This is a genomic window from Promicromonospora sp. NPDC057138, assembly GCF_042670845.1.
Lineage (GTDB): Bacteria > Actinomycetota > Actinomycetes > Actinomycetales > Cellulomonadaceae > Promicromonospora.
Map to the genome: position 1 here is coordinate 1 of NZ_JBHUUX010000004.1, position 20,885 is coordinate 20,885.

The following is a 20,885-nucleotide window of genomic DNA, read 5'->3' on the forward strand; positions in this document are numbered from 1 at the left end:
GTCCGAGTCTCCCGGTGACGCCGGGGAGCCTCGGACAGGCGCTCTACTTCGCGGAAGCTACGTCACTCGACTCCGAGGAGGACCTCCACCGCGCGGCTCAGGAACGCGTCGACCGAGGCCTCGTCGTAGGCGTCCGCGCCACGGGCGCGGCCGAACGTGGCCGACCGGATGTCGCCCGCCGTCAGCGGCTCCTGGCGGTCGAAGTACCCGATGAGCCGGTCGCACAGGTCGTCGACGTCGTCCTTGTCGTAGCCCTGCGAACCGCGGTCGGCGGGGGCGAACTTCTCGCCGTCCGGCCGGCCGAGGCGCCCGTACAGGGAACGCGCACGCTCGGCGAGCGCGTTCATCCACGCCTGCTGGCCGTGCGCTGCCGCGTACTCCGCGCGCTGGCGGGCGATGAACGCCGCCTCGAGCCGGTCGAGCGCCGCGTCGACCTCGTGGGTGTTGTACCCGCCACGGGTCAGGTCGAAGGTCGAAGCCTGGATGTCGGCGCTCGTCAGCCGGTCCGCGGTACGTCCCTCGTACGCCTGCCGGGCGTGCTCGAAGAACTCGTCGACCTCGTCCTTGTCGTACCCGGTGCGCATCGCGGGCACGCTGTTGAACATACCGCTCACTCGTCGTCCTCCTCAGCCGCAAGCTGCCCGCAGGCTCCGTCGATATCGCTCCCGCGGGTATCACGGATCGTGGTCGGGATCCCGTGACCGCGCAATCGTGCCACAAACTCGTCCTCGACCTCACGGTCGCTCGCGGTCCAGATCGAGCCGGGGGTCGGGTTGAGCGGGATCGGGTTCACGTGCACCCAGCCGCGGCCGCGCGCGTTGAGCTTCTCGCCCAGCAGGTCAGCGCGCCAGCCGTGGTCGTTCATGTCCTTGATCAGCGCGTACTCGATGGACACGCGACGCCCGGTCACCTCGAAGTAGTTCCGCGCGGTGTCCAGCGTCTCGTCCACGCTCCAGCGCGTGTTGATCGGCACCAGCTCGGAGCGCAGGTCGTCGTCGGGCGCGTGCAGCGACAGCGCGAGCGTCACCGGGATGCCCTCCTTGGTGAGCTTCTGCATGGCCGGGACGAGGCCCACCGTGGAGACCGTGATGTTGCGGGCCGACATGCCGAAGCCCTCCGGCTGCGGCGCCACCAGGGTCCGCACCGTCTCGATCACTGCCTTGTAGTTGGCCAGCGGCTCGCCCATGCCCATGAACACCAGGTTGTTCAGCCGGGTGACGCCGCCGGGGATCTCGCCCTCGGCCAGCGAGCGGAACGCCGCGCGGACCTGCTCGAGGATCTCCGCCGTCGACAGGTTGCGGGTCAGGCCGAGCTGGCCGGTGGCGCAGAACGGGCAGGCCATGCCGCAGCCGGCCTGGCTGGAGACGCACAGCGTGGTGCGCTGCGGGTAGCGCATGAGGACGGACTCGACCTTGGCCTCGTCGAACAGGTGCCACAGCGTCTTGACCGTGGTGCCGCCGTCGGCCTCGAGCTTGCGGGTGGGCCGCATCAGCTCGGGGAACATCGTGGTCGCGAGGGCTTCCCGAGAGCTCGCCGGGAGGTCCGTCATCTTCGTCGCGTCGCTCGTGAAGTGCGTGAAGTAGTGCGTGGCGAGCTGCTTGGCGCGGAACGCCGGCTCCCCCGCCTCGACCACCGAGGCGACGCGCTCCTCGGGAGTGAGGTCGGCGAAGTGCCGCGGCGGTTTACCACGACGCTTGGGCGCCATCTGCAGCGGGATCGCAGGGGTCTCGTCCGAGGGCCGAACCGTCGGCTGGGCGAGGGAAGTTTTCATCAGGCAACCACCGAGAGCACAAGATAGACGAAGGGCGCTGTGATGATCATCGAGTCGAGGCGATCCAGCACGCCCCCGTGCCCCGGGAGCAATGAGCCCATGTCCTTCAATTCTAGGTCACGCTTGAGGAGCGATTCAGCGAGATCGCCCACAGTCGCAGTGATAGCGGTCATGACGCCGAGCGCGACGCCGAGCACCGGGCTCTCGCCCAGCCCGTACACCGCGCCGAGCACGCCCACCGCGGTGGCCAGCACTATCGAGCCGGCCAGGCCCTCCCACGACTTCTTGGGGCTCACGGTCGGCGCCAGCGGGTGCCGGCCCAGCATGACGCCGGCGAAGTAGCCGCCCGTGTCGTTGGCGACCGCCAGGAGGATGAACAGCGCCACGCGGATCTCGCCGTCGGGCTGCGCCAGGATGAGCGCCACGAAGCCCGCCAGGAACGGGAGGTAGGCGGCGGCGAAGATGGCCGCCGCGGAGTCCCGCACGGCGCCGAGGCCGGAGCCGTCGAGGGCCCGCCACACCACGGTGGCGGCCACCGTCAGCACGAAGGCGACGAACAGCGCCTCCGGACCGCCCCGGTAGGCGGAGATGATGATGCCCGCGCTCCCCACGAACAGCGGGACCATCGGCAGGTGCAGGTCGCGGCGCGCGAACGCCTGACGCAGCTCCCACAGGCCCGCCCACATGAGGGCGACGACGAACCCGACGAACGGCTCCGGCCGCCAGTACAGCGAGACACCGACGATGCCGAGCAGGCCGAGGCCGACGAGGATCGCGGCGGGCAGGTTGCGCCCCGCGCGCGACTGTTTGCCGGCCGCTGCCGGTTCGGGCTCGGAGCTCACGGCGGTGTGCGCATTGTCTCGTTCTGTTCTTTCTCGAGGCGGTGCGGACATCAGACCTCGAGCAGCTCGCTCTCCTTGCTGGAGAGCAGCTGGTCGATGATGTCGACGTGGCTCTTGGTCAGCTTGTCCAGCTCCTTCTCCGCGCGCGAGACCTCGTCCTCGCCCGCCTCACCGTCCTTGACGATGCGGTCGAGCGTCTCCTTGGCCTTGCGCCGGATGTTGCGCACCGAGACGCGCGACTCCTCGGCCTTCGCCTTGGCGAGCTTCACGTAGTCGCGGCGCCGCTCCTCCGTGAGGGAGGGCAGCACGATGCGGACGACGTTGCCGTCGGTGGCCGGGTTCACGCCCAGGTCGGAGTCGCGCAGCGCCTTCTCGACGGCGGGCAGCGACGTCTTGTCGAACGGGGCGACCATCACGGTGCGGGCGTCCGGGATGTTGAACGACGCCAGCTGCTGCAGCGGCGTCGGCGCGCCGTAGTAGTCGACGGTGATCTTGCTGAACATCCCCGCGTTGGCACGGCCGGTGCGGATACCCGCGAAGTCCTCCTTGGCGACCTCGATCGCCTTCTCCATCTTTTCCTCGGCTTCGAGGAGGGTCTCGTCGATCACCACTGCTCCTTCATTCGTCTACGGGTGGTGCCGGGGCCACTCTACGGACACTTTGCCCGGCTGCTTAAAGGATCGCGCGTTCCGGGGTCGGCCGGGCCGCGCGGAGGTTCAGCGCGTGGTGATCAGCGTGCCGATGGGCTCGCCGTTCAGCGCACGGGTGACGTTGCCCTCGCCCTCCATACCGAAGACTCGCATCTGGACGTCGTTGTCGCGGCACATGGCCAGCGCGGTGTCGTCCATGACGCCGAGCCGGTTCACGAGGGCGTCGGTGTAGGTCAGGTGGTCGAGCTTCTTCGCGTCGGGGTTGCGGCGAGGGTCCGAGTCGTAGACGCCGTCGACGCCGTTCTTGCCCATGACCACCTGCTCGCAGTGCGTCTCCAGCGCGCGCTGCACCGAGACGGTGTCGGTGGAGAAGTACGGCATGCCCGCGCCCGCGCCGAAGATGACCACGCGGCCCTTCTCCATGTGCCGGATCGCGCGCAGCGGGATGTACGGCTCGGCGACCTGGCCCATCGTGATGGCGGTCTGCACGCGCGTCTTGACGCCGGCCTGCTCCAGGAAGTCCTGGAGGGCGAGGCAGTTCATGACCGTGCCCAGCATGCCCATGTAGTCGGCGCGGGCGCGGTCCATCCCGGCCACGCTCAGCTCGGCGCCGCGGAAGAAGTTCCCGCCGCCGACGACGATGGCGACCTGCACGCCGTCGCGCACGGCCATGCCGATCTCCTTCGCGATGCGCCGGACGACGTCGGCGTCGAGCCCTACGCTGCCGCCGCCGAACGCCTCGCCCGACAGCTTCAGCAGGACGCGCCGGGCGGGCTTGCCCTCCATGTCCACCGCGAAGTCCTGGGTCGCCTCGTCACTCACTGGTCCGTCACCCTTCGGTCGTCACTGCCGGGACACTGGCCCTCCCGGAATACTGCCCGACTCGCGGGCAACACACCTCTGCGGGGGCACAGGCTTCCGGGCCGGCCTGTGGGAACCGGCCCGCGTATGCGTCGGCCCGGCCCGCGCCGAGGCGCGGACCGGGCCGAACGAGCTGCGTCAGGAACCGACGCGGAAACGCACGAACGCGGTCAGGGAACCGTTCACGGCGGCGACGTGCTTGCCGACCGTGGTCTTCGGGTCCTTGGCCAGCGGCTGGTCGACGAGCACGACCTCCTTGAAGAAGCCGTTCAGGCGACCCTCGACGATCTTGGGCAGCGCGGCCTCCGGCTTGCCCTCGTTCTTCGAGGTCTCCAGAGCGATAGCGCGCTCCTTCTCGACGACGTCCGCCGGGACGTCCTCGCGCGTGAGGTACTTCGGGGCCATCGCCGCGACGTGCTGCGCGATGTCCTTGCCGACGGCGGCACCCGCCTCGTCCGTGACGACGAGGACGCCGATCGACGCCGGCAGGTCCTTGGCCGTCTTGTGCAGGTACGTCGTGACCCGGGGGCCCTCGACGCGCGCGACGCGGCGCAGGACGAGCTTCTCGCCCAGCGTGGCGCCCTGAGCGGCGATGAGCTCGGCGACGGTGCCCTCGGCGGACGGCGCGGCGCCGGCCGCGACCTCGTCGGTGGCGCCCGCGGCGGCAGCGGCCTCGAGAACGGCCTCGGCCAGCGCGATGAACTTCTCGTTCTTCACGACGAAGTCGGTCTCGGCGTTCAGCTCGATCATCGTGGCGACCTGGCCGGAAGCGGTGTCCTCGACCTTGACGGCGACGAGGCCCTCGGACGTGGCGTTGCCCTCGCGCTTGGCCGCGCGGGCCAGGCCCTTGGTGCGGATGATCTCGATAGCCTTCTCGGCGTTGCCGTCAGCCTCGTCGAGGGCCTTCTTGACGTCGAGCATGCCGGCGCCGGTCCGCTCACGTAGCGCCTTGATGTCAGCGGCGGTGTAGTTCGCCATTGTTCTGGTCCTCCGTGCAGTCGTGGTGTTCGTGGGAGGTCGTGCGACCTTCAAGAGCGGCGCGCTGACCGGGACGGCGCAGTGCCGGCCCGGTCAGCGCAGCGCGTCACTTCTCGGTCTCGGCCTCGGCGTCGGCCTCGGGGGCCTCCGGGGCGACCTCGGCGGGAGCTTCGGCGACCTCGGGGGCGGCGGCCGGAGCGGCCTCCACGGCCTCCACGGCCTCGACGACCTCGGCGGGAGCGGCCGGGGTGGCGGTCGCAGCGGCCTCGGCGGACGCCGCGGCAACGGTGCCCGCTCCGGTCTCGGCCGGAGTCTCGACGGTGCCCTCGCTACCGGCCAGGAGCTCGCGCTCCCACTCGGCCAGCGGCTCGGCGGCGGCCTCGGCCTCGGCACCCGTCTTGCTGCCACCCGAGTGGCGCTGCATGAGGCCCTCGGCGGCGGCGTCCGCGATCACGCGGGTGAGCAGCGTGACGGAGCGGATCGCGTCGTCGTTGCCCGGGATCGCGTAGTCGACCATGTCGGGGTCGCAGTTGGTGTCGAGGATCGCGACGACGGGGATGCCCAGCTTGCGGGCCTCGTCCACCGCGAGGTGCTCCTTGTTGGTGTCGACGATCCACACGGCCGAGGGAACCTTGGCCATGTCACGGATACCGCCGAGGGTGCGCGCGAGCTTGTCCTTCTCGCGGCGCAGGACCAGGAGCTCCTTCTTCGTGAGGCCCGAGGCGGCCACGTCGTCGAAGTCGATCTCCTCGAGCTCCTTGAGGCGCTGGAGGCGCTTGTGCACGGTGGTGAAGTTCGTGAGCATGCCGCCGAGCCAGCGGTGGTTCACGTAGGGCATCCCGACGCGGGCGGCCTGCTCGGCCACCGGCTCCTGGGCCTGCTTCTTGGTGCCGACGAAGAGGATCGAGCCGCCGTGGGCGACCGTCTCCTTGACGAAGTCGTAGGCGCTGTCGATGAAGTGCAGCGACTGCTGCAGGTCGACGATGTAGATGCCGTTGCGCTCCGTGAAGATGAACCGCTTCATCTTCGGGTTCCAACGGCGGGTCTGGTGTCCGAAGTGGACACCGCTCTCGAGGAGCTGGCGCATGGACACGACGGCCATGACACGTCCTTTCGGTGCGGTCCGAGATCGACTCGGGGACTCCGCACGCATTTCAGGGCGACCCCGGAATGATGCCTGGGTCGCGGTTCGGGTTGGATCGGCACCCTCGTTGCTGGGTGCCCCTGGCGTCACGCCGTGCCCGACGCCGACCCCGTGGGCCGGACCGCTGCCGGACGCGACTCGATGTGACGCGCGTTGTCGACCGGGCGTTCTCCCTGTGGGCGGGCTGCCAGCTGAAGCTGTCCGTCTGCCCGATGGGAAGTGCATGCCGGTCGCGGGTGGAAGTCTACCCGAACTGCCCTTGCCACGAGGACCCCGCCGCCGCCGTGCGACTGTGACGTCGCCCGCTGGGCTCGGACTCCCCTCGGACGGGCCGGTTGCGGCATGTTCCCGGGGCCCTTCTCGCGAACTCCGCGCGAGGCCGGAGAGACCCTCGCCACGGCGGCAGCGGGCAGCGAGCGCGACCACAGGAGGCGCCTGAGCCTACTTGTGCACAGTCGGCCTTCCGGAGGCCGCCCGACGCCGGCGCCCCGGGCGATGCTCGCGGCATGACAACTCTCCGGACCCGCTCCCCCGGCCCTGCGCTCGGCCGGATCCCCGCGACGCTCCTGACCGTGCTGCTTGCGGTCGTCCTGCTCGCGCTCACGGCGAGCGCACCCGCCGCGGCGGTGCGGTCAGGGCCTGACCTCGCGATCCGGGCCAGTACCAGCGTCCAGGCGGGTGCCGCCTTCCGGGCCGACGTCGGTTTCCGGGCGGGTCTCGATGACCGGGCCCGTGTCGATGACGGGGCGGACGCTGACAGCCGGGCGAGTGCCGGCGTCCCGCCCGCGGCGACCGGGTACGTGCCGCCCGTCCCGGGCGTCGATCCGCCGTCGGGCGTGGAGCGCCTGTTCGACCCGCCCGAGGAGGAGTGGGGCCCAGGGCACCGCGGCGTGGACCTGCTGGCCCCGGAAGGCTCCCGCGTGCTGTCCCCAGGCCCCGGTGTCGTGACGTTCGCCGGGCAGGTGGCGGAGCGCGGCGTCGTGGTGGTCACCCATCCGGACGGCCTGCGCACCAGCCTGGAGCCGGTCGCGGCGTCCGTGCCGGTCGGGACCGCCGTGACCGCGGGCGCCCAGATCGGCATCGTGGAGGGCGGGCACACGAGCGGCGGCGAAGGCGGCGCGGACGAAGGCGCGGGCGAAGGCGACAGCGCGACGCCGAACCACTGCGCGCCGAGATCCTGCGTGCACTGGGGCGTGCGCCGGGGCGAGCGCTACGTCGACCCGCTGTCCCTGCTGGACCGCCCGCCGATAGTCCTCCTCCCCGATCCCTGACGGACGCGCGGGTCACCACTGCCGCCCGCCGCCGAACCGCACCTTGCGCGCAGGCAAGGTCGCCGACCCGCAGCTTGCGCGTCGATACGCCGCTCGATGGACAGGCAGCCTTCGGTTCGGCGGGGCCCGCGCGCCGATCGGCGAGGGTCAGGCGCGCGGGAACGCCTGGGCGTAGACGGTGCGTAGGCGTTCGGCGTCCACGTGGGTGTAGCGCTGGGTGGTTGCCAGGTTGGCGTGGCCCAGCACCTCCTGCACGGCGCGCAGGTCGGAGCCGCCCTGCAGCAGGTGGGTCGCGGCGGAGTGCCGGAGCGCGTGCGGTGCGACGTCGTCGACCCCGGCCTGGGCCGCGAGGCGGTGCACGGCCTCGCGCACTTGCCGCTGCCCCCAGCGCCCGCCGCGCTCACCTACGAGCAGGGCGTCGCCGGTGACGGCGGTCGCCAGCGCGGGCCGGCCGTCGGTCAGCCAGGCCTCCACGGACCGGGCCGCCGGGATGCCGAACGGCACCACCCGCTCCTTGCCGCCCTTGCCGAGCACCCGCACGAGCCGGTCGCGCGAGTCCACGTGCCCGACGTCCACCGACACCAGCTCACCGACGCGGATCCCCGCGCCGTACAGCAGCTCGGCGGCGACCCACGAGCGCAGGGCCGCCGGCCGGGCCTCCTCGTCGGCCTCGTCCGCGGCCGCCCGGGCGCCGTCGAGCAGGCGGCTCGCCGCGTCGACGTCGAGCACCGTCGGGAGGGTGCGGGGCACCTTGGGGCTCGCGAGCCGGGCCGAGGGGTCCATGGGCACCAGCCCCGTGCGGTGCGCCCAGCGCAGGAACGCGCGAGCGGACGCACCCCGGCGGGCGAGCGTCGAGCGGGCGAGCCCGCGGTCGGACTGCGACGCGAGCCAGCCGCGCAGCAGGGTGAGGTCGATGGCATCGAGCCGCGTGCTGCCGTGCCGCATCGCATACCGGAGGAGGTCGGTCACGTCCGCCACGTAGGCGCGCCGCGTGTGGGCGGAGTGCCCGCGCTGCGCGTCGAGGTAGCTGGCGAACCGGGAGACGGCGTCGGACATCGGCTCGGGCAGCCGAGGCAAGCCGGACAGGTCGGTAAGGTCCACGTTTGCCAGTGTGCAGCTCGCTCGCCGCAGGGTGAAGAAGGCGCGCCGCTCGGTTTTCGCCCCGGCGCGCGTCGATCCCGCTGGCGCCGCCAGAGACGACGGTGAACCCCCGGTCGGCCAGGCCGCAGGACAGGGTCCGCGCCACGTGGATGCCGTAGTCGGTGCAGGCGCGTGAACCCACCAGCGACCCTGAGCGCGCCGCCGAAAGCGTCGTTTTACTCGCTCGCCCGGGTGCACCAGCAGTGTTCTGCGTGATGATCCTGCGCCGGGTCGCCGACAGCCCGGACACGACGACAGCGCCCGCGGCCTCCTGGCCTGCCACCTTCGCGCTCGGCGCGGGCAGCACGGCGTCGCGATATCCGTCGCTGTTGAAGTCACCGGGGACGCCGCCGTGCACGGCGGCGGCCGGGGCGGCCGGCATGAGCGTCGCGCCCAGCAGCCCCGCGAGCAGGACGGCGGCGGATCTCCAACTGCCCGTGGAGCGTGCGCGTTTCTTCACCATGTGCGTCCCCGCGCGCACCTCTGTCCGCCGACGTCACAGGCGAGGGTTGTAGGGCCCCGGCCCTTCAAAGTCATTCGAGTGGTGGGCCGGGGACCGGGCCCCGGGACGGCTGGCCTGGTAACCGCCGAGCAGGGGGATCACGCCGCTCTCGTCCAGCACTGCGAAGGCGAACGGCCGGTCGAGGCGCACCGGGACCGTCCGCAGCAGCTGTCCGGGGCCGTCGAAATAGTTCCGGTTGGCCCAGGACCGGTCCTCGCCCAGGCAGGCCGCGGTCCCGGAGGAGATGCCCTCGTCGCCGAACCGTACGACGCAGCTCTGGACGACGCGTTCGCAGTGGACGGGCTCGGAGAACATCCGGGGAAGTTCGGCCGATGCCGAGAAGATGCGCTCCACGCCCAGCGCGGTCAGATGGGGCGACGCATCGATGTCGCCGGACAGCCAGAGACGCGGCAGTTCCAGAAGCACCGCCTCGGGGCGTCCCGTAGCCCGACTCCCACGAAGCGCCTTCCTGTGAGCGGCCGGGGCCCATGCTGCCGCCAGCACCTCCGCGGGCGGGACCTGCCGGTTCTCACCCAGTGCGAAACGGACCCTTACGAGTCCCGCGGCGGGCACCGCTCCTCCGCCCGCCCCACGGGCCCGCAGTTCGATCACCGTGACCCGGCCGCGCGGCCGCGCGAGAGTCCAGGCGTCCTCGACCGGCACTTCCGCGACCATGGCGGGCACGGGGTGAGTCACTCCCCCTACATCGGTGAACAGGAGCTCACGCGTGAAGCACGGATCGAAGGGCTGCTCCCACTCGGCGTCCAGCGCGACCGTGCTGACGAGCAGGGCACAGCGCGCGGGATCAGCACACTGCGGCGCCCCGCCGAGCGGGGCGTTCGTGCCGTGCGCCCACCGGTGCAGCCCACTCGGGCCGTCAAGGCCGGGCTGCCCGACCGTGATGCCGTACGAGCGCGTGTGAAATTCCGGCCGTGCCGGAACCTGGCTCAGCACCCTCGCCGCCGTGACGAACACATCGCTCCGACCGAGTTCCCGGACCGCTGCGTCCTGCGCACGGACCGGACCGACGACTCCCCGCAGTTCGTCGCGAGTAGCCCCGTCCGCGCAGGCCTCCAAGGCTGTCAGTGCCAGCCACAGAGCGGCAGGCGAGCAGATCACATCACGCCCCTGGGTCGCCGGATCGTCGAAAAGCGATTCCAGCCACAGCTCGGCCACGGCGGAGATCGCCTCCGTGCCGTTGGTCTCCGATTGCACAACCACCCCTCTCTCGCTCGCAGGTCCACAGGGAGCGGTCTCGGACGCTCCGTCAGGTGTCGTGGTCCCGGGACGAATTCCCGGAACCACGCCTGAGTGCCTCGTGGTGCAGTCGCTCCATCTCGTCGGCGTGGGCGCGATTCGCTTCCTCCCCTGAGAAGGTCACGAGCATGCTGCCGTCCGGTGCCTTTACGATGTCCTGCGTTCCGTTGCGGAGGTACTCCCCGCTTCCGGACTGCCAGCTCCTGCTGGTGATGGAGACCTCGGACCAGCGGAAGGACCGCAGGACACCGCGGTGGGCCACCACCACGCCTTCCTCGAAACAGTACAGACGAGGCACGGGACCACCCGGCCGCCGACGAAAGGGAAGCACCGCTGCGCCGCCGAAGCACAGCGCGGTGAGCACCAGCAGGTCGATGACGGGCAGTATGCCGGGCGAGTCGTGACCGCCGGAAAGGAGGCGCTTGACTCCGGCCGCCGAGAACGCCCCCATAAGGACGCCCATCGGCACGAGGGCGAAGACCGCGTTGGTGTAGGCGGGGCATGCGAATGTCACGTACCGGCCGTAGCCTGCGACCGTCCCCATCGTCATCGCCTTGTCGCGTTCCCGCACGAAGCCTCCCCGAACGCCCCTCGACAGGCCGCACATCCCTCCCCTTGCGGGCAGCCCGTGTGATCCGGGTCAGTGGCCGAAATACCGCCCGTGGCCCATACTCTGGACCCGTTGAGCCACTACTACAAGGGGGTCATGGGGCCGAGAGCTATGGCGGTAGCTGCACAGGAACTTGGACTCGGCGCTCTTGGAAGTTTGGTGGAGAACAACCCCAAGCGTCCCGAATGGGCCGCGATCGTTCCCCTGTCGCTCGTCGGTCTGGCGCGTTCGCCTCGGGCATCTCGACGGCGAGCAACGACGAGCTCAGCGCCGGAGCCACCCTCCGTCCTTCTGCTCGGCCAGGCCCATCAGCTCCAGCAGCCCGAGCGCCCCCGTCGCGTCGCCGAGCGCGACCCCCGCCGCGCGGGCGATCGAGCGCTCGTGCGCCGGCTTGCGCACGGGCAGGGCGTCGAGCACCGCCTTGCCCGCGGCGTCGAGGTCGTCGCCGGGCCGCGACTCGCCCCGCCGCTGCGGCGCGGTCTCGCCCACGTCCCCGACGAGCTCCGCGGCCTCGGCCGCGTCCGTGACGCACACGGCCGCACCGCGGCGCAGCAGCTCGTGGCAGCCCGCCGACGCCATCGACGTGACCGGCCCCGGCACGACGCCCAGCGGCCGCAGCAGCGCCACCGCGTGGTTGGCAGTGGACAGGGCGCCGGACCGGACCGAGGCCTCGACCACCACCGTGCCGGACGTCAGCGACGCGATCAGCCGGTTGCGCTTCAGGAACCGCTGCTTGCCCGGCACCGACCCCGGCGGAGCCTCCGCCACCACGGCGCCCTGCTCGATGGTCCGCCGCAGCAGGTCGGTGTTGCTCGCTGGATAGAGCCGGTCGACGCCGCCGGCCAGGAAGGCCATGGTCGGCGCCCCCGACACCAGCGCACCGCGGTGCGCCTCCGCGTCGATGCCGTTGGCGCCTCCGGAGACGATGGTGAACCCACGATCGGCCAGGCCGCACGCCAGGGACCGCGTCACGCGGATGCCGTAGTCGGTGCAGGCGCGCGAGCCCACCAGCGACACCGAACGCTCCGCCAGCCGCGCCAGGTCCGGGTCGCCACGGACCCACAGGCACAGCGGCGCAGCGGCGCCCAGGCCGGCGAACGTCGTCGGCCAGCGCGGGTCGTCCGGGGTCAGGAACGTGCCACCGTACCGGGCGAGCACCGCGAGCTCGCCCTCGGGATCGAGGCGTTCGAGCCGGGGCGCCCAGCGCCGCACGGCGGCCACGACCAGCCCTGCCGCCCGGGTCCCGAAGGCGGAGGGCCCCTCGACGGCCGGCCCGAGCAGGTGCCCGGGCGCGTCGGTCCGGCCGCCGGGGTTCGCCGTCCCGCCGCCGATCCGCCGGAGCACTGCGCCGGCCCGCTCGGGTGCCCGGGCGGCGTCGACCAGCCAGTCGAGCGCCCCGGCAGGCCCGAGGTTGCCGACCAGCGCGCCGGCCACCGGGTCCCCGGGCTCGGCGATCCGGCTCCACGCGGCTCGGGCCAGCACCGGGTCGTCGGCGTCGAACCGGAGGCCGGCGCGGGGCAGCTCGAAGAGTGGTTCACCCATGGTCGCCTCCCGTGCGCAGCAGCAGCGCGTTCCCGACGTCGGACGCCGTGGGCGCGGCGCGCCCCGCGAGGTCCGCGATGGTCCAGGCCATCCGCAGCACGCGGTCCACGCCGCGCAGGCTGAGCCGGCCGTCCGTCATCGCCTTCTCGATCGGGGCGAACAGCCCGGGGTGCGGTCTGAGCAGGTCCCGCAGAAACCGCCCGGGCATCTCGGCGTTGGTCGACCAGGACGTGTCGGCGAGCCGCGCCCGGGCGGCCTCCCGCGCGGCGAGCACCCGGGCCGCCACCGACGACGTCGCCTCGGACGTGCCCTCCGCCCGCTCGACCCGGCCCACCGGGTGCACCTCCACCTGCACGTCGACCCGGTCCAGCAGCGGCCCGGACAGCCGCGCGAAGTACCGGCGCCGGACCGTGGGCGAGCACGTGCAGTCCAGCCCCTTGCCGATGGCCAGCCCGCACGGGCACGGGTTGGCCGCCAGGACGAGCTGGAAGCGCGCCGGGTAGCGCGCCGCGCCGCCCGACCGGTGGATCACCAGCTCGCCCTGCTCCAGCGGCTGCCGCAACGTGTCCAGCACGTCGGCACGAAATTCGGGGGCCTCAGCACCCAATGGAAAGCACACCCTGCTGGATCGTCACCGATCCTAACGTCGCCTACGCGGAACCGCAGGCCAGAGCACGCCGCGACCGATACCGGACAAGAGCACACCACTTCGCATCGACGACATGCGGACCACACGCGCGGTGTCACCTGTCCGTGCAGCAGCCCCCAGGCTCAGCCTGGCCGCTGTCCAGAAAGTCCGCAGGATGCGCCGTCGCAGCCTCCAGACGGTGCCCCGCGGACACTGGTCTGTCAGACCGTCCAGGGAGACAGGATCCGGCAGAGAGGCCCTCAAGGTCGTGCGCACGGATCCGAGTCTGCGGTGCGATAGCTGTGCCTGCCAGCAGGAGACGCCCGCACCGCCGGACTCATGTGCCCTTGAGCCGGATACGTCGTCCCAGCCGCCGAGGCGGTTCGACGGCCAGCTCCACACGGAGCGTTGCACACAGGTCCCTCGTCTGATCCTCGACGCTCTCACCTGCGAAGATGAAGTCGTCCTCGGGCGTGTGCCACCGGTCGCCGAAAATCCCGCCGTCCCCGAGGAAGCGTCGGGGTTCCTCGTTCAGACGCTGCTCGTCCGTCTCACGCCAGTAGATGACCGCGCCAACGACCTCGCTAACCGCGAGCTCCACGGGCTCGGAAGCAAGGATCAGCACGCGCTGCACCACGTCGCTCTCGGCGGGCAGGACATCTGGATACGGCGTCCGTGGTAGGACACGCCTGTCCAGGCGTTCCCACATCTGGCGGTTGTGCGCGTTGAGCACGTCAACCAGGTCCAAGGTAGGCCTGAGCACGTCGGCTCCAGGCTCGTTCGACGCGCTGCAGCCTGCGCTGGCTGAGATAGGCGGTCAGAGCCGCGAGCACGATGCCCGGGAGGCTTCCGAACCAGATCGCGTAGTCCATGGCCAGGATCATCAACCCCACGCAGCCGACCGCTGAGCAGGACACGACGTCACTGGTGTGCTCTTGAGTGCGCCTCCTCACCGCGCGTGGCGGTACACAACAAGCCAGGCGCGAGGCGCTGTCGACGACTCCAGCCGCGGGCGACCTATCTGCGTGGCGACCCGATCTTGGGACCGAGCGCACAGGGACGTCCGCCACTCCGCCGTGCTGGCTCTAGATCCGGCGCCCAGCCGTATGCATGAACACTGCGGTAGCTGCTCGGCACCGCCCTTGCAATCCTGTGGCGCTATCTCGTGCTGGATCCGGGGGCGCCGTGCCGGTATCGCCGGTTCGGTAAGTGGCACAGCCGCGCGAACCTCACGAGAACGGATTCGGTGGTTCCGTCGGCTGGGGCTGGCGCTTCTTCCGTCCGCCGGGCGAGTCGCCCAGTCTGCGCATGTCGATCGAGTACGTGTTCCGCAGTCGGTCGTAGTGCCAGTCGTCGCCGATCGGAACCCGCCTGACGGTCAGGAGCTTGCATTCGCTCAGATCTCGAATCCCGCGCGTCCACGTGTCGTCGGACAGTCCGTACTCGTCGTGGCGCTCTGGTGTGACGAAGCGTGGAGCGTCGGCTTTGTACAGCAGATCCAAGAGTGCGAGCAACACCGCCTGGCTCGTCTCTCGAAGGCTGAAGATCCATCCGCGCAGCCAGAACTCATGAGGCACCTGAACCCAGTAGCCTCCGGTCTCGAACGGTCCACCAGAACCGGCCGGGTCCATGAGCTGGACCAACGGCGGCCGGCCTGCGCGGCGCTGCAGCGTCACGAGCCGCTCCTTCTCCAGCCACTTGAATGCGCTGGTCACACGCCGAGCCCCCTTACCCTTCGGGTCCTTGATGCGGAGCATCTCGGCCCACGCCGCCGGCGTCAGGTTGTGCCGGACGTCGAATGGCGCGCGAGTCGCACGTGCGAGCAAGCACAGGTAGACGCCGAGTCGGACGTCTGCCCGCCCAGCCCGGATCATCCGCGCCAACGGAGGGTCACCGTAGAGCTGATCACGCAGAAACACTGCCGGCACGGGCACGGACCCACCTACCCGCCCGGAAGCATGGCGCCAGGCACGGAGCCGCTCAAGGGCCACGAACGTGCCGTCATCCGCGGGCGCGGGCGAAGAGGTAGTCATCGATAGCGGACCTTCGTGACGTTGAGAGCGGGGAAACAGGAGATACGGGGATGACGGGGGTCCGGGGGTCATGGGTTTCCTTATGGGTCCCGCCGTTAACGCAATGCTACCCCGCTCTCCTGACGTTATATATCCGCCAGCACCACTGCATGACTCGGCTGAGAAGAATGAATTACCCCGCTATCAGCGACCTAAATACCGTTTGACCTGGGGTTTTGCACACGCCAGCATTGAAGCCGCCCCGCAAGCAGCGGGGTTCAACATCGGAACCTCGCAACCAGCGGGGACCGAGCCCGCAGAAGCGAAGCCGCGCCGCACCGTCGTAGGTCGCGCCAGCTCGCTTCCCTCTCGCTTCGGTCACGCCCCAGAGGCCACGGGGCGAGGGGCTAGGAAGATCCGGTGACGTTCGCTCATCCCTCATGCACTCTAGGCATCCATCGCCAATAGTTGTTCACAGTGACACTCGTGATCAAATGGCACTAATACTGCTTCCTGGTCATCTTTTGCTAGGTTGTGGTGGGCTGCCGGGAACTCCCGGCGGGTCAGCACGTCACACGCCCCCCGTTCAACTCAAGACAGGAGCCCTGGTGGTTGGCAACGACAACGACCAGCACGACGACCCCGCACCACGCGCCGAGCATGTCGCCATGGCAGGCCGCGCAACTGTTGTGGGGACGCTCTTCATCGCGACGTTCTGGGTCAGCAAGGAGCCCGCCATCGCCCTTGCCGTGACCGCGCTTGCCGTCGCACCGACGACTGCCACTGTTCGTCGATCCCGCAAGCCGCAACAGCCCTCATGAAACCCACCACCACCGGAATACCCACGGTAAGGACGCTCACGGGTCCGACCGGGCCGCGCCCGAAAGGCTTGCGGCCGCTGACCGCGCACGTCGTCGAGTCGGTCCAAGCCCTCCTGGAGGCCGCGGCGACCATCGATCCACCATTGCGGGCATGGCGGATCGAGCTGGGTTGCGGCCACGTGATCAGCTACCGCCAGCACGCGAGCCTGCGCGCCCCTGACATGCTCCGACTGCCGTGTCCGGGGTGCCGATCACACAGTCCGGTGCGCTCGGTGCAACCCGCGGACCTGGCCGCGGCACGGATGCAGAAGGAGCGTGACGCGCGGCTTGAGCTACGTCGCGCCCAGGAGCAGGTCTCCCGCCTGCGACGGCGGCTGAGCCGAGCCCATCATCGGGTCGAGCGCGCTCGTGCGCTGATCGCCATGTGTCAGGACCCGCAGCCGTTCCGCAGCGCTACCGCGTCCGGGGACCAGGTCGATCCGGTCGATGACCTGTCGCAGAAGGGCCTTGCGTGACTGGTTGTTCAGTTCCGGCCAAGCCGCTACGACCCGCTCATGCGTCAGGGGCTCGGCAGCACCGCCGGTCAGAGCGATCAGTTCGTCCTGAAGCATCCTGATGCGTTCCTCCGCGGCCGTGACCATCGCGAGCAGGATCTGCGCCATCGAGACGCCTGACGCTTGCGGGACCAGCTGGGCTTGCAAGGCGACCAGCTCGTCACGCGCTTGTTCCAGCTCGACGCGCACTCGCGTCGCGCCGGCCTCCTGCGTCTGCTTCGCCCGGGCGTAGTACTCGGCAAGGCGGCCCTCGGACAGGCAGTCGAACAGCCAGTCGGCGACGTACTGCTCCGCCACCGCGGCAGTGATCGACGCTCCGCCGGTACAGGTACCAGACCCGTAGCGACGGTTCGCCTTGCACCGGTAAACGTACCGGGTCACCCGTGCACCTTGTGAGTCACGGTGGGTCTGAGCGATGCCGTGCAGCGGTGAACCGCACGGGCAGAACAGCAGACCGGTCAGGAGCCAGGCATGCCGGCCCCACTCGCTGTGCGTACCGGTGCCTCGGGATCGCAGGGTCTCTTGGACCCGGCGCCAGGTTGCCAGATCGCAGACGGGCTCCTGACTGATCACGGGCCCACCATCGGCCCCGCGGGCGATGTGCTCCAGTGGGTCGATCCGCACGCCACGCTGGTGGGGAGGTAGTTGGTGCTGCCGGTAGCCCACCATCCGCACAGAGGTCAGCGCTGAGCGCACTTTCTGCTCACTGACCAGCGCACCGTCACGCCCCGTGATGCCGTGCCGGTCCTGCCAGTGCATGGCGATCTGCCGCAGGCCCGCACCCGCCAGGACCAGACCGACGGCGTCCTTGAGGGCAGCGTGCTCGACCGGGTGCGGTTCCAGCCGCCGCCCGGTCCGGCCGGCCCCGTCCACCACGCGCGGCCCCGGCTGCCACCCGAACGGACGCGGACCCCCGTTGGTGAACCCGGCCTGCGCAGCATGCCGCTTCGCGGCACGCTGCCGCTCGCTCATCGTGTCGGTCTCCGCCTCGGCCAGCAGCGCTTTGACCCCCGTGGACAGCTTCGCCGCAGCAGTCACACTGTTGAGCTCGTCGCTGGAGTCCTGATGCGAGTGCAGGTGCACGCCCTGCTGGTGGCACATCGCGACCCACTCCAGGCAGCGAGCCGCGACCCGCAGCGTCCGGTCCAGCTTCCAGAAGGCGACCGCCCGCACCCGGCCCGACCCGATCCCCGCGTTCAGCGCACGCCAACCCTGCCGCTCGCTGCGGGCATAGGCGCTGGCCGAGTCGCGGTCGACGTACTCCCCCATCACCGTCCACCCACCCTCGGCAGCGAGCATGCGGGTCACATCGATGCGCTGCCGCTCGATCGCGTCCCGCCCATCCCCGTGCGCCCGCGAGAGCCGCAGGTACAGAAACACCGCCCGGGTACCGGGCAGCGGTTCCTGCGGGCCGGTCCAACGAAACGCCGGATACTGCTGCGCTGCACCGCGACGACCTCGTGAATGCAGGCGTGCGGGGTCGCCTGACGGGACCGAGTTGGTAGTGACGGTCATGTCAGGTGTTCAGAAGATCAGTACTCGGGTCCATACGGGCTCCACCCCTTCAGGAACGGCTTGAGCTCATCGCTCGTCGGATCCGGGAACCTCGGCACGGCGAGCGTGCCGTTGAGCGGATCAAGCCGCTGGGCGCGCTGCTGAGACCAGACCAGCCATTCTTCAGCTGCGGCGCGTTCCTCACCCTCGAGCTGGTCGATCTTCTCAGCCATCGCCGCCAGGTACTCGCCCAGCGCGTGATGCCGTTGCCACGCGTCCAGCTGGTCGAGAAGGACCTTGCTGCGCTGAGCCTCGTGAAAGTCCCGACGGCCCCGTTCGACTGCTGCCTCCCACCGTGCTCTACGGGCTTGCTTCGCTCGTTCAGCCTCCTGCTCGCGCCATTCGGTTTCCAGGACTCGGATCTCCATCTCCCGCAACACCTCCGGGAGCAGGTCCTCCAAACGGGCCTTCTTGCCGTCCCGGAAGGTCTGGGTTCGACCGCCACCAAAACCGCCCTCGATGTTCAGTTCGAACACACCCGAAGGTAGGAACTCATACCTGCGGCGTTCCATCCATTCCGGCAGCCGCGGCGGCTTGCTGTAATTGCGCGGCGGCAACTTCGCCGCACCCGGGCGAGGCTTCTCCCGCAGATCCATCCCGTACTCCTGGCCACGGATCTCAACGACCAAGCGCGCCTTCCTCGGCGACCAACCACTCTGGCCACGCCCCCGGGCCGAGCCCGTTGACAGCACTCGGTACCCGCGTCGCTTTGCCTCGACAGCGATCGCCTGCAAGACATGCCCGGCACGAGTCAGATGCTCGGCCGAGACGAACTGCCAATCCTTGCTCTTCAGAAACGCCTTCACCGCGGAGTCGTATTGGCTCACCCGCTGCGAGACCGGCACCGGACGTGCCTGTACATGGTCAGGGAAGTGCTCGGTCAGCTGGACCGCCCGCCGACCGTCCCAGTACCCACCGATCCAAACCGTCTCAAGTTTCTTGCCGAACGGTCTGGCTGGTGAGCGCATCGACTCAGCCACCAGCCGCTCGTAACCGACCTCGTCGTTCTTCTCGTCATACTCGACCCGGCCTTCAGCCATGACGCGAGCGATCAGGGCACTTGCCGCGTCCAACCCAGGTTCGGGCACCGGCTCCTGATCCATAGGCTCTGGCGTCGAGACGTCGAGACCGGATGTATCGACGGGATCGGGCTCGCAGGCTGGCCCTGGCGCGGCGGGGCGGGATGCCTTCACCGGTCTCGGCACCCGCTTCCTCGGTGCGCGCACCGGCGCGACCTCGGCCACCTCAGGCGCGGCCAAGTACGCAATGCCGCTGTCCGTGATCGTCGCCGACCACGTGGCGCCTCGGCCCTTGATAACGACCAGGCCACGTGACTGCAGTGCTCGGGCACTGATCCGATGGGCATATCCATCGTCGTCATATGTGCCGGCCGGGCACCCGGCTCCGATCCACTCAAGAACCTTGTGCTGTCCCACCGTCAACGTCTGCTCGCGCGCCACCCGCACCATTGAACAGGTTCGAATCCGACACGCCGACGTGACGAGACACGCCGTTACGTCAAGTCACACTCATCCGACACAGACACACCATTTTGTCCGTGCAAATCCGATTTGCGCGCGTGGCAATGATTCAAAGTGTTGCACCGTGTTGCACGGCCGACGCGACTGACCCGAGGAGCTACCAGTGGGTGTCGGTGGTGCGACCTACACTGGTTCGCGGACGCTCTCCATGAGCGTTCGTCAAAGGGTGTTGTTGACCTATTTGCAGGTCAAAGTGGTTCGGCGGGCCGGATGTTCGAGCATCCGACCCGCCGACCGGTACCCACAACCGAAGAGTCGGCGCGAAGATACCGGGAGAGTTTGAGTCCCCTCACGGCCATCCTCGCATGATTGAGGCTGCCCGCATGACGGCCTCTTGAACCCGGCTCCGTCCCACGACGGAAGGAGCCACGAACGTGGCCGAACCCACGCTGTACATCAGCGGCTTCACGAAGTATCTCGGCGCACCACCCCAGCGTGCTGGGGTCGTCGCCCGCCGGCTCGCGGCACAGGTCGGCACCCAGTACGACCCGCGCACTGACTTCTGGAAGCCCATGCGTCCCGCGCTGGTCAACGACCGGCGCACCAGCCGGGACGGGCGGGCAGTCTGGGCCGCGGCGGAGAACGCCACGGCGAGCAAGAAGGCCCACTACGCCGCTGTCGCGCGGGGGTGGGAGCAGGTCATTCCCCGCTGGGATGGCGGGACGTGCGTCCCGGTGCCGACACTGGCCGTCGAGATCGGCGGGCTCAGCGTGAAGATCCCCGCTAGCTTCGCCGAACGTCACCCTGACGGTGAGCTCGAGGTGGTGTACACCCACCTGAACAGCGCTGCGCTGCCCGACCCGCTGCCCGATGCCGTCATGCGTGTCCTGCAGCGCCGTCACCCCCAGGCAACCATCACTTACGTTGACGTCCACCGCCCTGAGCTCATCCGCTCCAGCCACGGTCGCGACCTGACACCGTACGACGCCTATCTCGACCAGGCCGGCATGTACCTCGCCTACGTCCTGATCCATCAGGCCGCGGCCTAGTCGGGCCGGGTGGCTGGCTGCCCAGCGAGCCAGCCACCCCACCGGTGAAGAGGATCAGTTCAGACGCCGGATCGACAACGTCCAACAGTTGCCCGTTCGGCACGCAGTCATCAGCGCTCCGCGACGACGGCGCGCAGGTCGCCCCGATCGAGGACCCCCACTGGGCTCGGTCAGTCCTTCCGCTCATCGGCCACGGCTAGAGGCCACTTCGCGCGCTC

Annotated in this window: 19 protein-coding genes and 1 pseudogene; 3 read left to right on the forward strand and 17 right to left on the reverse strand. The window is 70.0% G+C overall.

Annotated features, from left to right (window positions below; translation table 11 throughout):
* Positions 1-62 precede the first annotated feature (62 nt).
* The 7 genes from ACFT2C_RS04030 to rpsB form a co-directional block, all read right to left on the reverse strand.
* Positions 63-605 carry a DivIVA domain-containing protein gene (locus tag ACFT2C_RS04030; RefSeq protein WP_116674497.1) on the reverse strand — a complete coding sequence of 181 codons (543 nt, stop codon included), beginning with the start codon at positions 603-605 and terminating at the stop codon, positions 63-65.
* Positions 606-610: 5 nt separating this feature from the next.
* Positions 611-1,705: a 23S rRNA (adenine(2503)-C(2))-methyltransferase RlmN gene (rlmN, locus tag ACFT2C_RS04035; RefSeq protein ID WP_377205889.1), complete on the reverse strand. Its 1,095-nt coding sequence runs from the start codon at positions 1,703-1,705 to the stop codon at positions 611-613.
* 65 nt (positions 1,706-1,770) lie between these two features.
* Complete coding sequence (locus ACFT2C_RS04040; protein WP_377205721.1) at positions 1,771-2,613, reverse strand: phosphatidate cytidylyltransferase; 843 nt, start codon at positions 2,611-2,613, stop codon at positions 1,771-1,773.
* 50 nt (positions 2,614-2,663) lie between these two features.
* Positions 2,664-3,221 carry a ribosome recycling factor gene (gene frr / locus ACFT2C_RS04045; protein ID WP_377205722.1) on the reverse strand — a complete coding sequence of 186 codons (558 nt, stop codon included), beginning with the start codon at positions 3,219-3,221 and terminating at the stop codon, positions 2,664-2,666.
* 108 nt (positions 3,222-3,329) lie between these two features.
* A complete protein-coding gene (gene pyrH / locus ACFT2C_RS04050) occupies positions 3,330-4,049 on the reverse strand; it encodes a UMP kinase (protein ID WP_377205890.1) in 720 nt (239 codons plus the stop codon).
* Between the two features lie 213 nt (positions 4,050-4,262).
* On the reverse strand, positions 4,263-5,102 hold the full coding sequence (gene tsf, locus ACFT2C_RS04055) for a translation elongation factor Ts (RefSeq protein WP_377205723.1): 840 nt from the start codon (positions 5,100-5,102) through the stop codon (positions 4,263-4,265).
* Between the two features lie 106 nt (positions 5,103-5,208).
* On the reverse strand, positions 5,209-6,204 hold the full coding sequence (gene rpsB / locus ACFT2C_RS04060; protein WP_377205724.1) for a 30S ribosomal protein S2: 996 nt from the start codon (positions 6,202-6,204) through the stop codon (positions 5,209-5,211).
* A gap of 548 nt (positions 6,205-6,752) precedes the next feature.
* On the opposite strand from rpsB, the gene ACFT2C_RS04065 reads away from it, so the two are divergent.
* Positions 6,753-7,517 carry a M23 family metallopeptidase gene (locus ACFT2C_RS04065; protein ID WP_377205725.1) on the forward strand — a complete coding sequence of 255 codons (765 nt, stop codon included), beginning with the start codon at positions 6,753-6,755 and terminating at the stop codon, positions 7,515-7,517.
* 147 nt (positions 7,518-7,664) lie between these two features.
* On the opposite strand, the gene ACFT2C_RS04070 is transcribed toward ACFT2C_RS04065, so the two are convergent.
* From ACFT2C_RS04070 to ACFT2C_RS04105, 8 genes and pseudogenes are all read right to left on the reverse strand, one after another.
* Complete coding sequence (locus ACFT2C_RS04070) at positions 7,665-8,573, reverse strand: tyrosine recombinase XerC (RefSeq protein ID WP_377205891.1); 909 nt, start codon at positions 8,571-8,573, stop codon at positions 7,665-7,667.
* 124 nt (positions 8,574-8,697) lie between these two features.
* Positions 8,698-9,120 (reverse strand): annotated as a pseudogene (locus ACFT2C_RS04075) (DNA-processing protein DprA); the annotation flags it as partial.
* Positions 9,121-9,153: 33 nt separating this feature from the next.
* Complete coding sequence (locus tag ACFT2C_RS04080; protein WP_377205726.1) at positions 9,154-10,374, reverse strand: serpin family protein; 1,221 nt, start codon at positions 10,372-10,374, stop codon at positions 9,154-9,156.
* A 52-nt stretch (positions 10,375-10,426) separates the two neighbouring features.
* A complete protein-coding gene (locus ACFT2C_RS04085) occupies positions 10,427-10,987 on the reverse strand; it encodes a hypothetical protein (protein ID WP_377205727.1) in 561 nt (186 codons plus the stop codon).
* 303 nt (positions 10,988-11,290) lie between these two features.
* On the reverse strand, positions 11,291-12,568 hold the full coding sequence (gene dprA, locus ACFT2C_RS04090; RefSeq protein ID WP_377205728.1) for a DNA-processing protein DprA: 1,278 nt from the start codon (positions 12,566-12,568) through the stop codon (positions 11,291-11,293).
* Positions 12,561-13,187, reverse strand: coding sequence for an ATP-binding protein (locus tag ACFT2C_RS04095; protein ID WP_377205729.1), 627 nt, complete (start codon positions 13,185-13,187; stop codon positions 12,561-12,563). The genes dprA and ACFT2C_RS04095 overlap by 8 nt, the downstream gene beginning before the upstream one ends.
* A 346-nt stretch (positions 13,188-13,533) precedes the next feature.
* The gene (locus tag ACFT2C_RS04100; RefSeq protein WP_377205730.1) at positions 13,534-13,959 is read right to left on the reverse strand and encodes a hypothetical protein; all 426 of its coding nucleotides are present in this window, start codon (positions 13,957-13,959) and stop codon (positions 13,534-13,536) included.
* A gap of 466 nt (positions 13,960-14,425) precedes the next feature.
* Positions 14,426-15,130: a hypothetical protein gene (locus ACFT2C_RS04105; RefSeq protein ID WP_377205731.1), complete on the reverse strand. Its 705-nt coding sequence runs from the start codon at positions 15,128-15,130 to the stop codon at positions 14,426-14,428.
* 686 nt (positions 15,131-15,816) lie between these two features.
* Here ACFT2C_RS04105 and ACFT2C_RS04110 point away from each other — a divergent pair.
* Entirely contained in the window at positions 15,817-16,029 is a 213-nt protein-coding gene (locus ACFT2C_RS04110; RefSeq protein ID WP_377205732.1) for a hypothetical protein, read from the forward strand.
* Between the two features lie 332 nt (positions 16,030-16,361).
* Here the strand turns inward: ACFT2C_RS04110 and ACFT2C_RS04115 are convergent, their stop codons facing one another.
* Positions 16,362-17,963 (reverse strand): recombinase family protein, encoded by a 1,602-nt coding sequence (locus ACFT2C_RS04115; protein ID WP_377205733.1) that lies wholly within the window; start codon positions 17,961-17,963, stop codon positions 16,362-16,364.
* Positions 17,964-18,115: 152 nt separating this feature from the next.
* The gene (locus ACFT2C_RS04120) at positions 18,116-19,597 is read right to left on the reverse strand and encodes a hypothetical protein (RefSeq protein WP_377205734.1); all 1,482 of its coding nucleotides are present in this window, start codon (positions 19,595-19,597) and stop codon (positions 18,116-18,118) included.
* Positions 19,598-20,052: 455 nt separating this feature from the next.
* Between ACFT2C_RS04120 and ACFT2C_RS04125 the strand changes: the two genes are divergently transcribed.
* Positions 20,053-20,667, forward strand: a complete 615-nt coding sequence (locus ACFT2C_RS04125) for a hypothetical protein (RefSeq protein ID WP_377205735.1) — start codon at positions 20,053-20,055, stop codon at positions 20,665-20,667.
* Positions 20,668-20,885 lie beyond the last annotated feature (218 nt).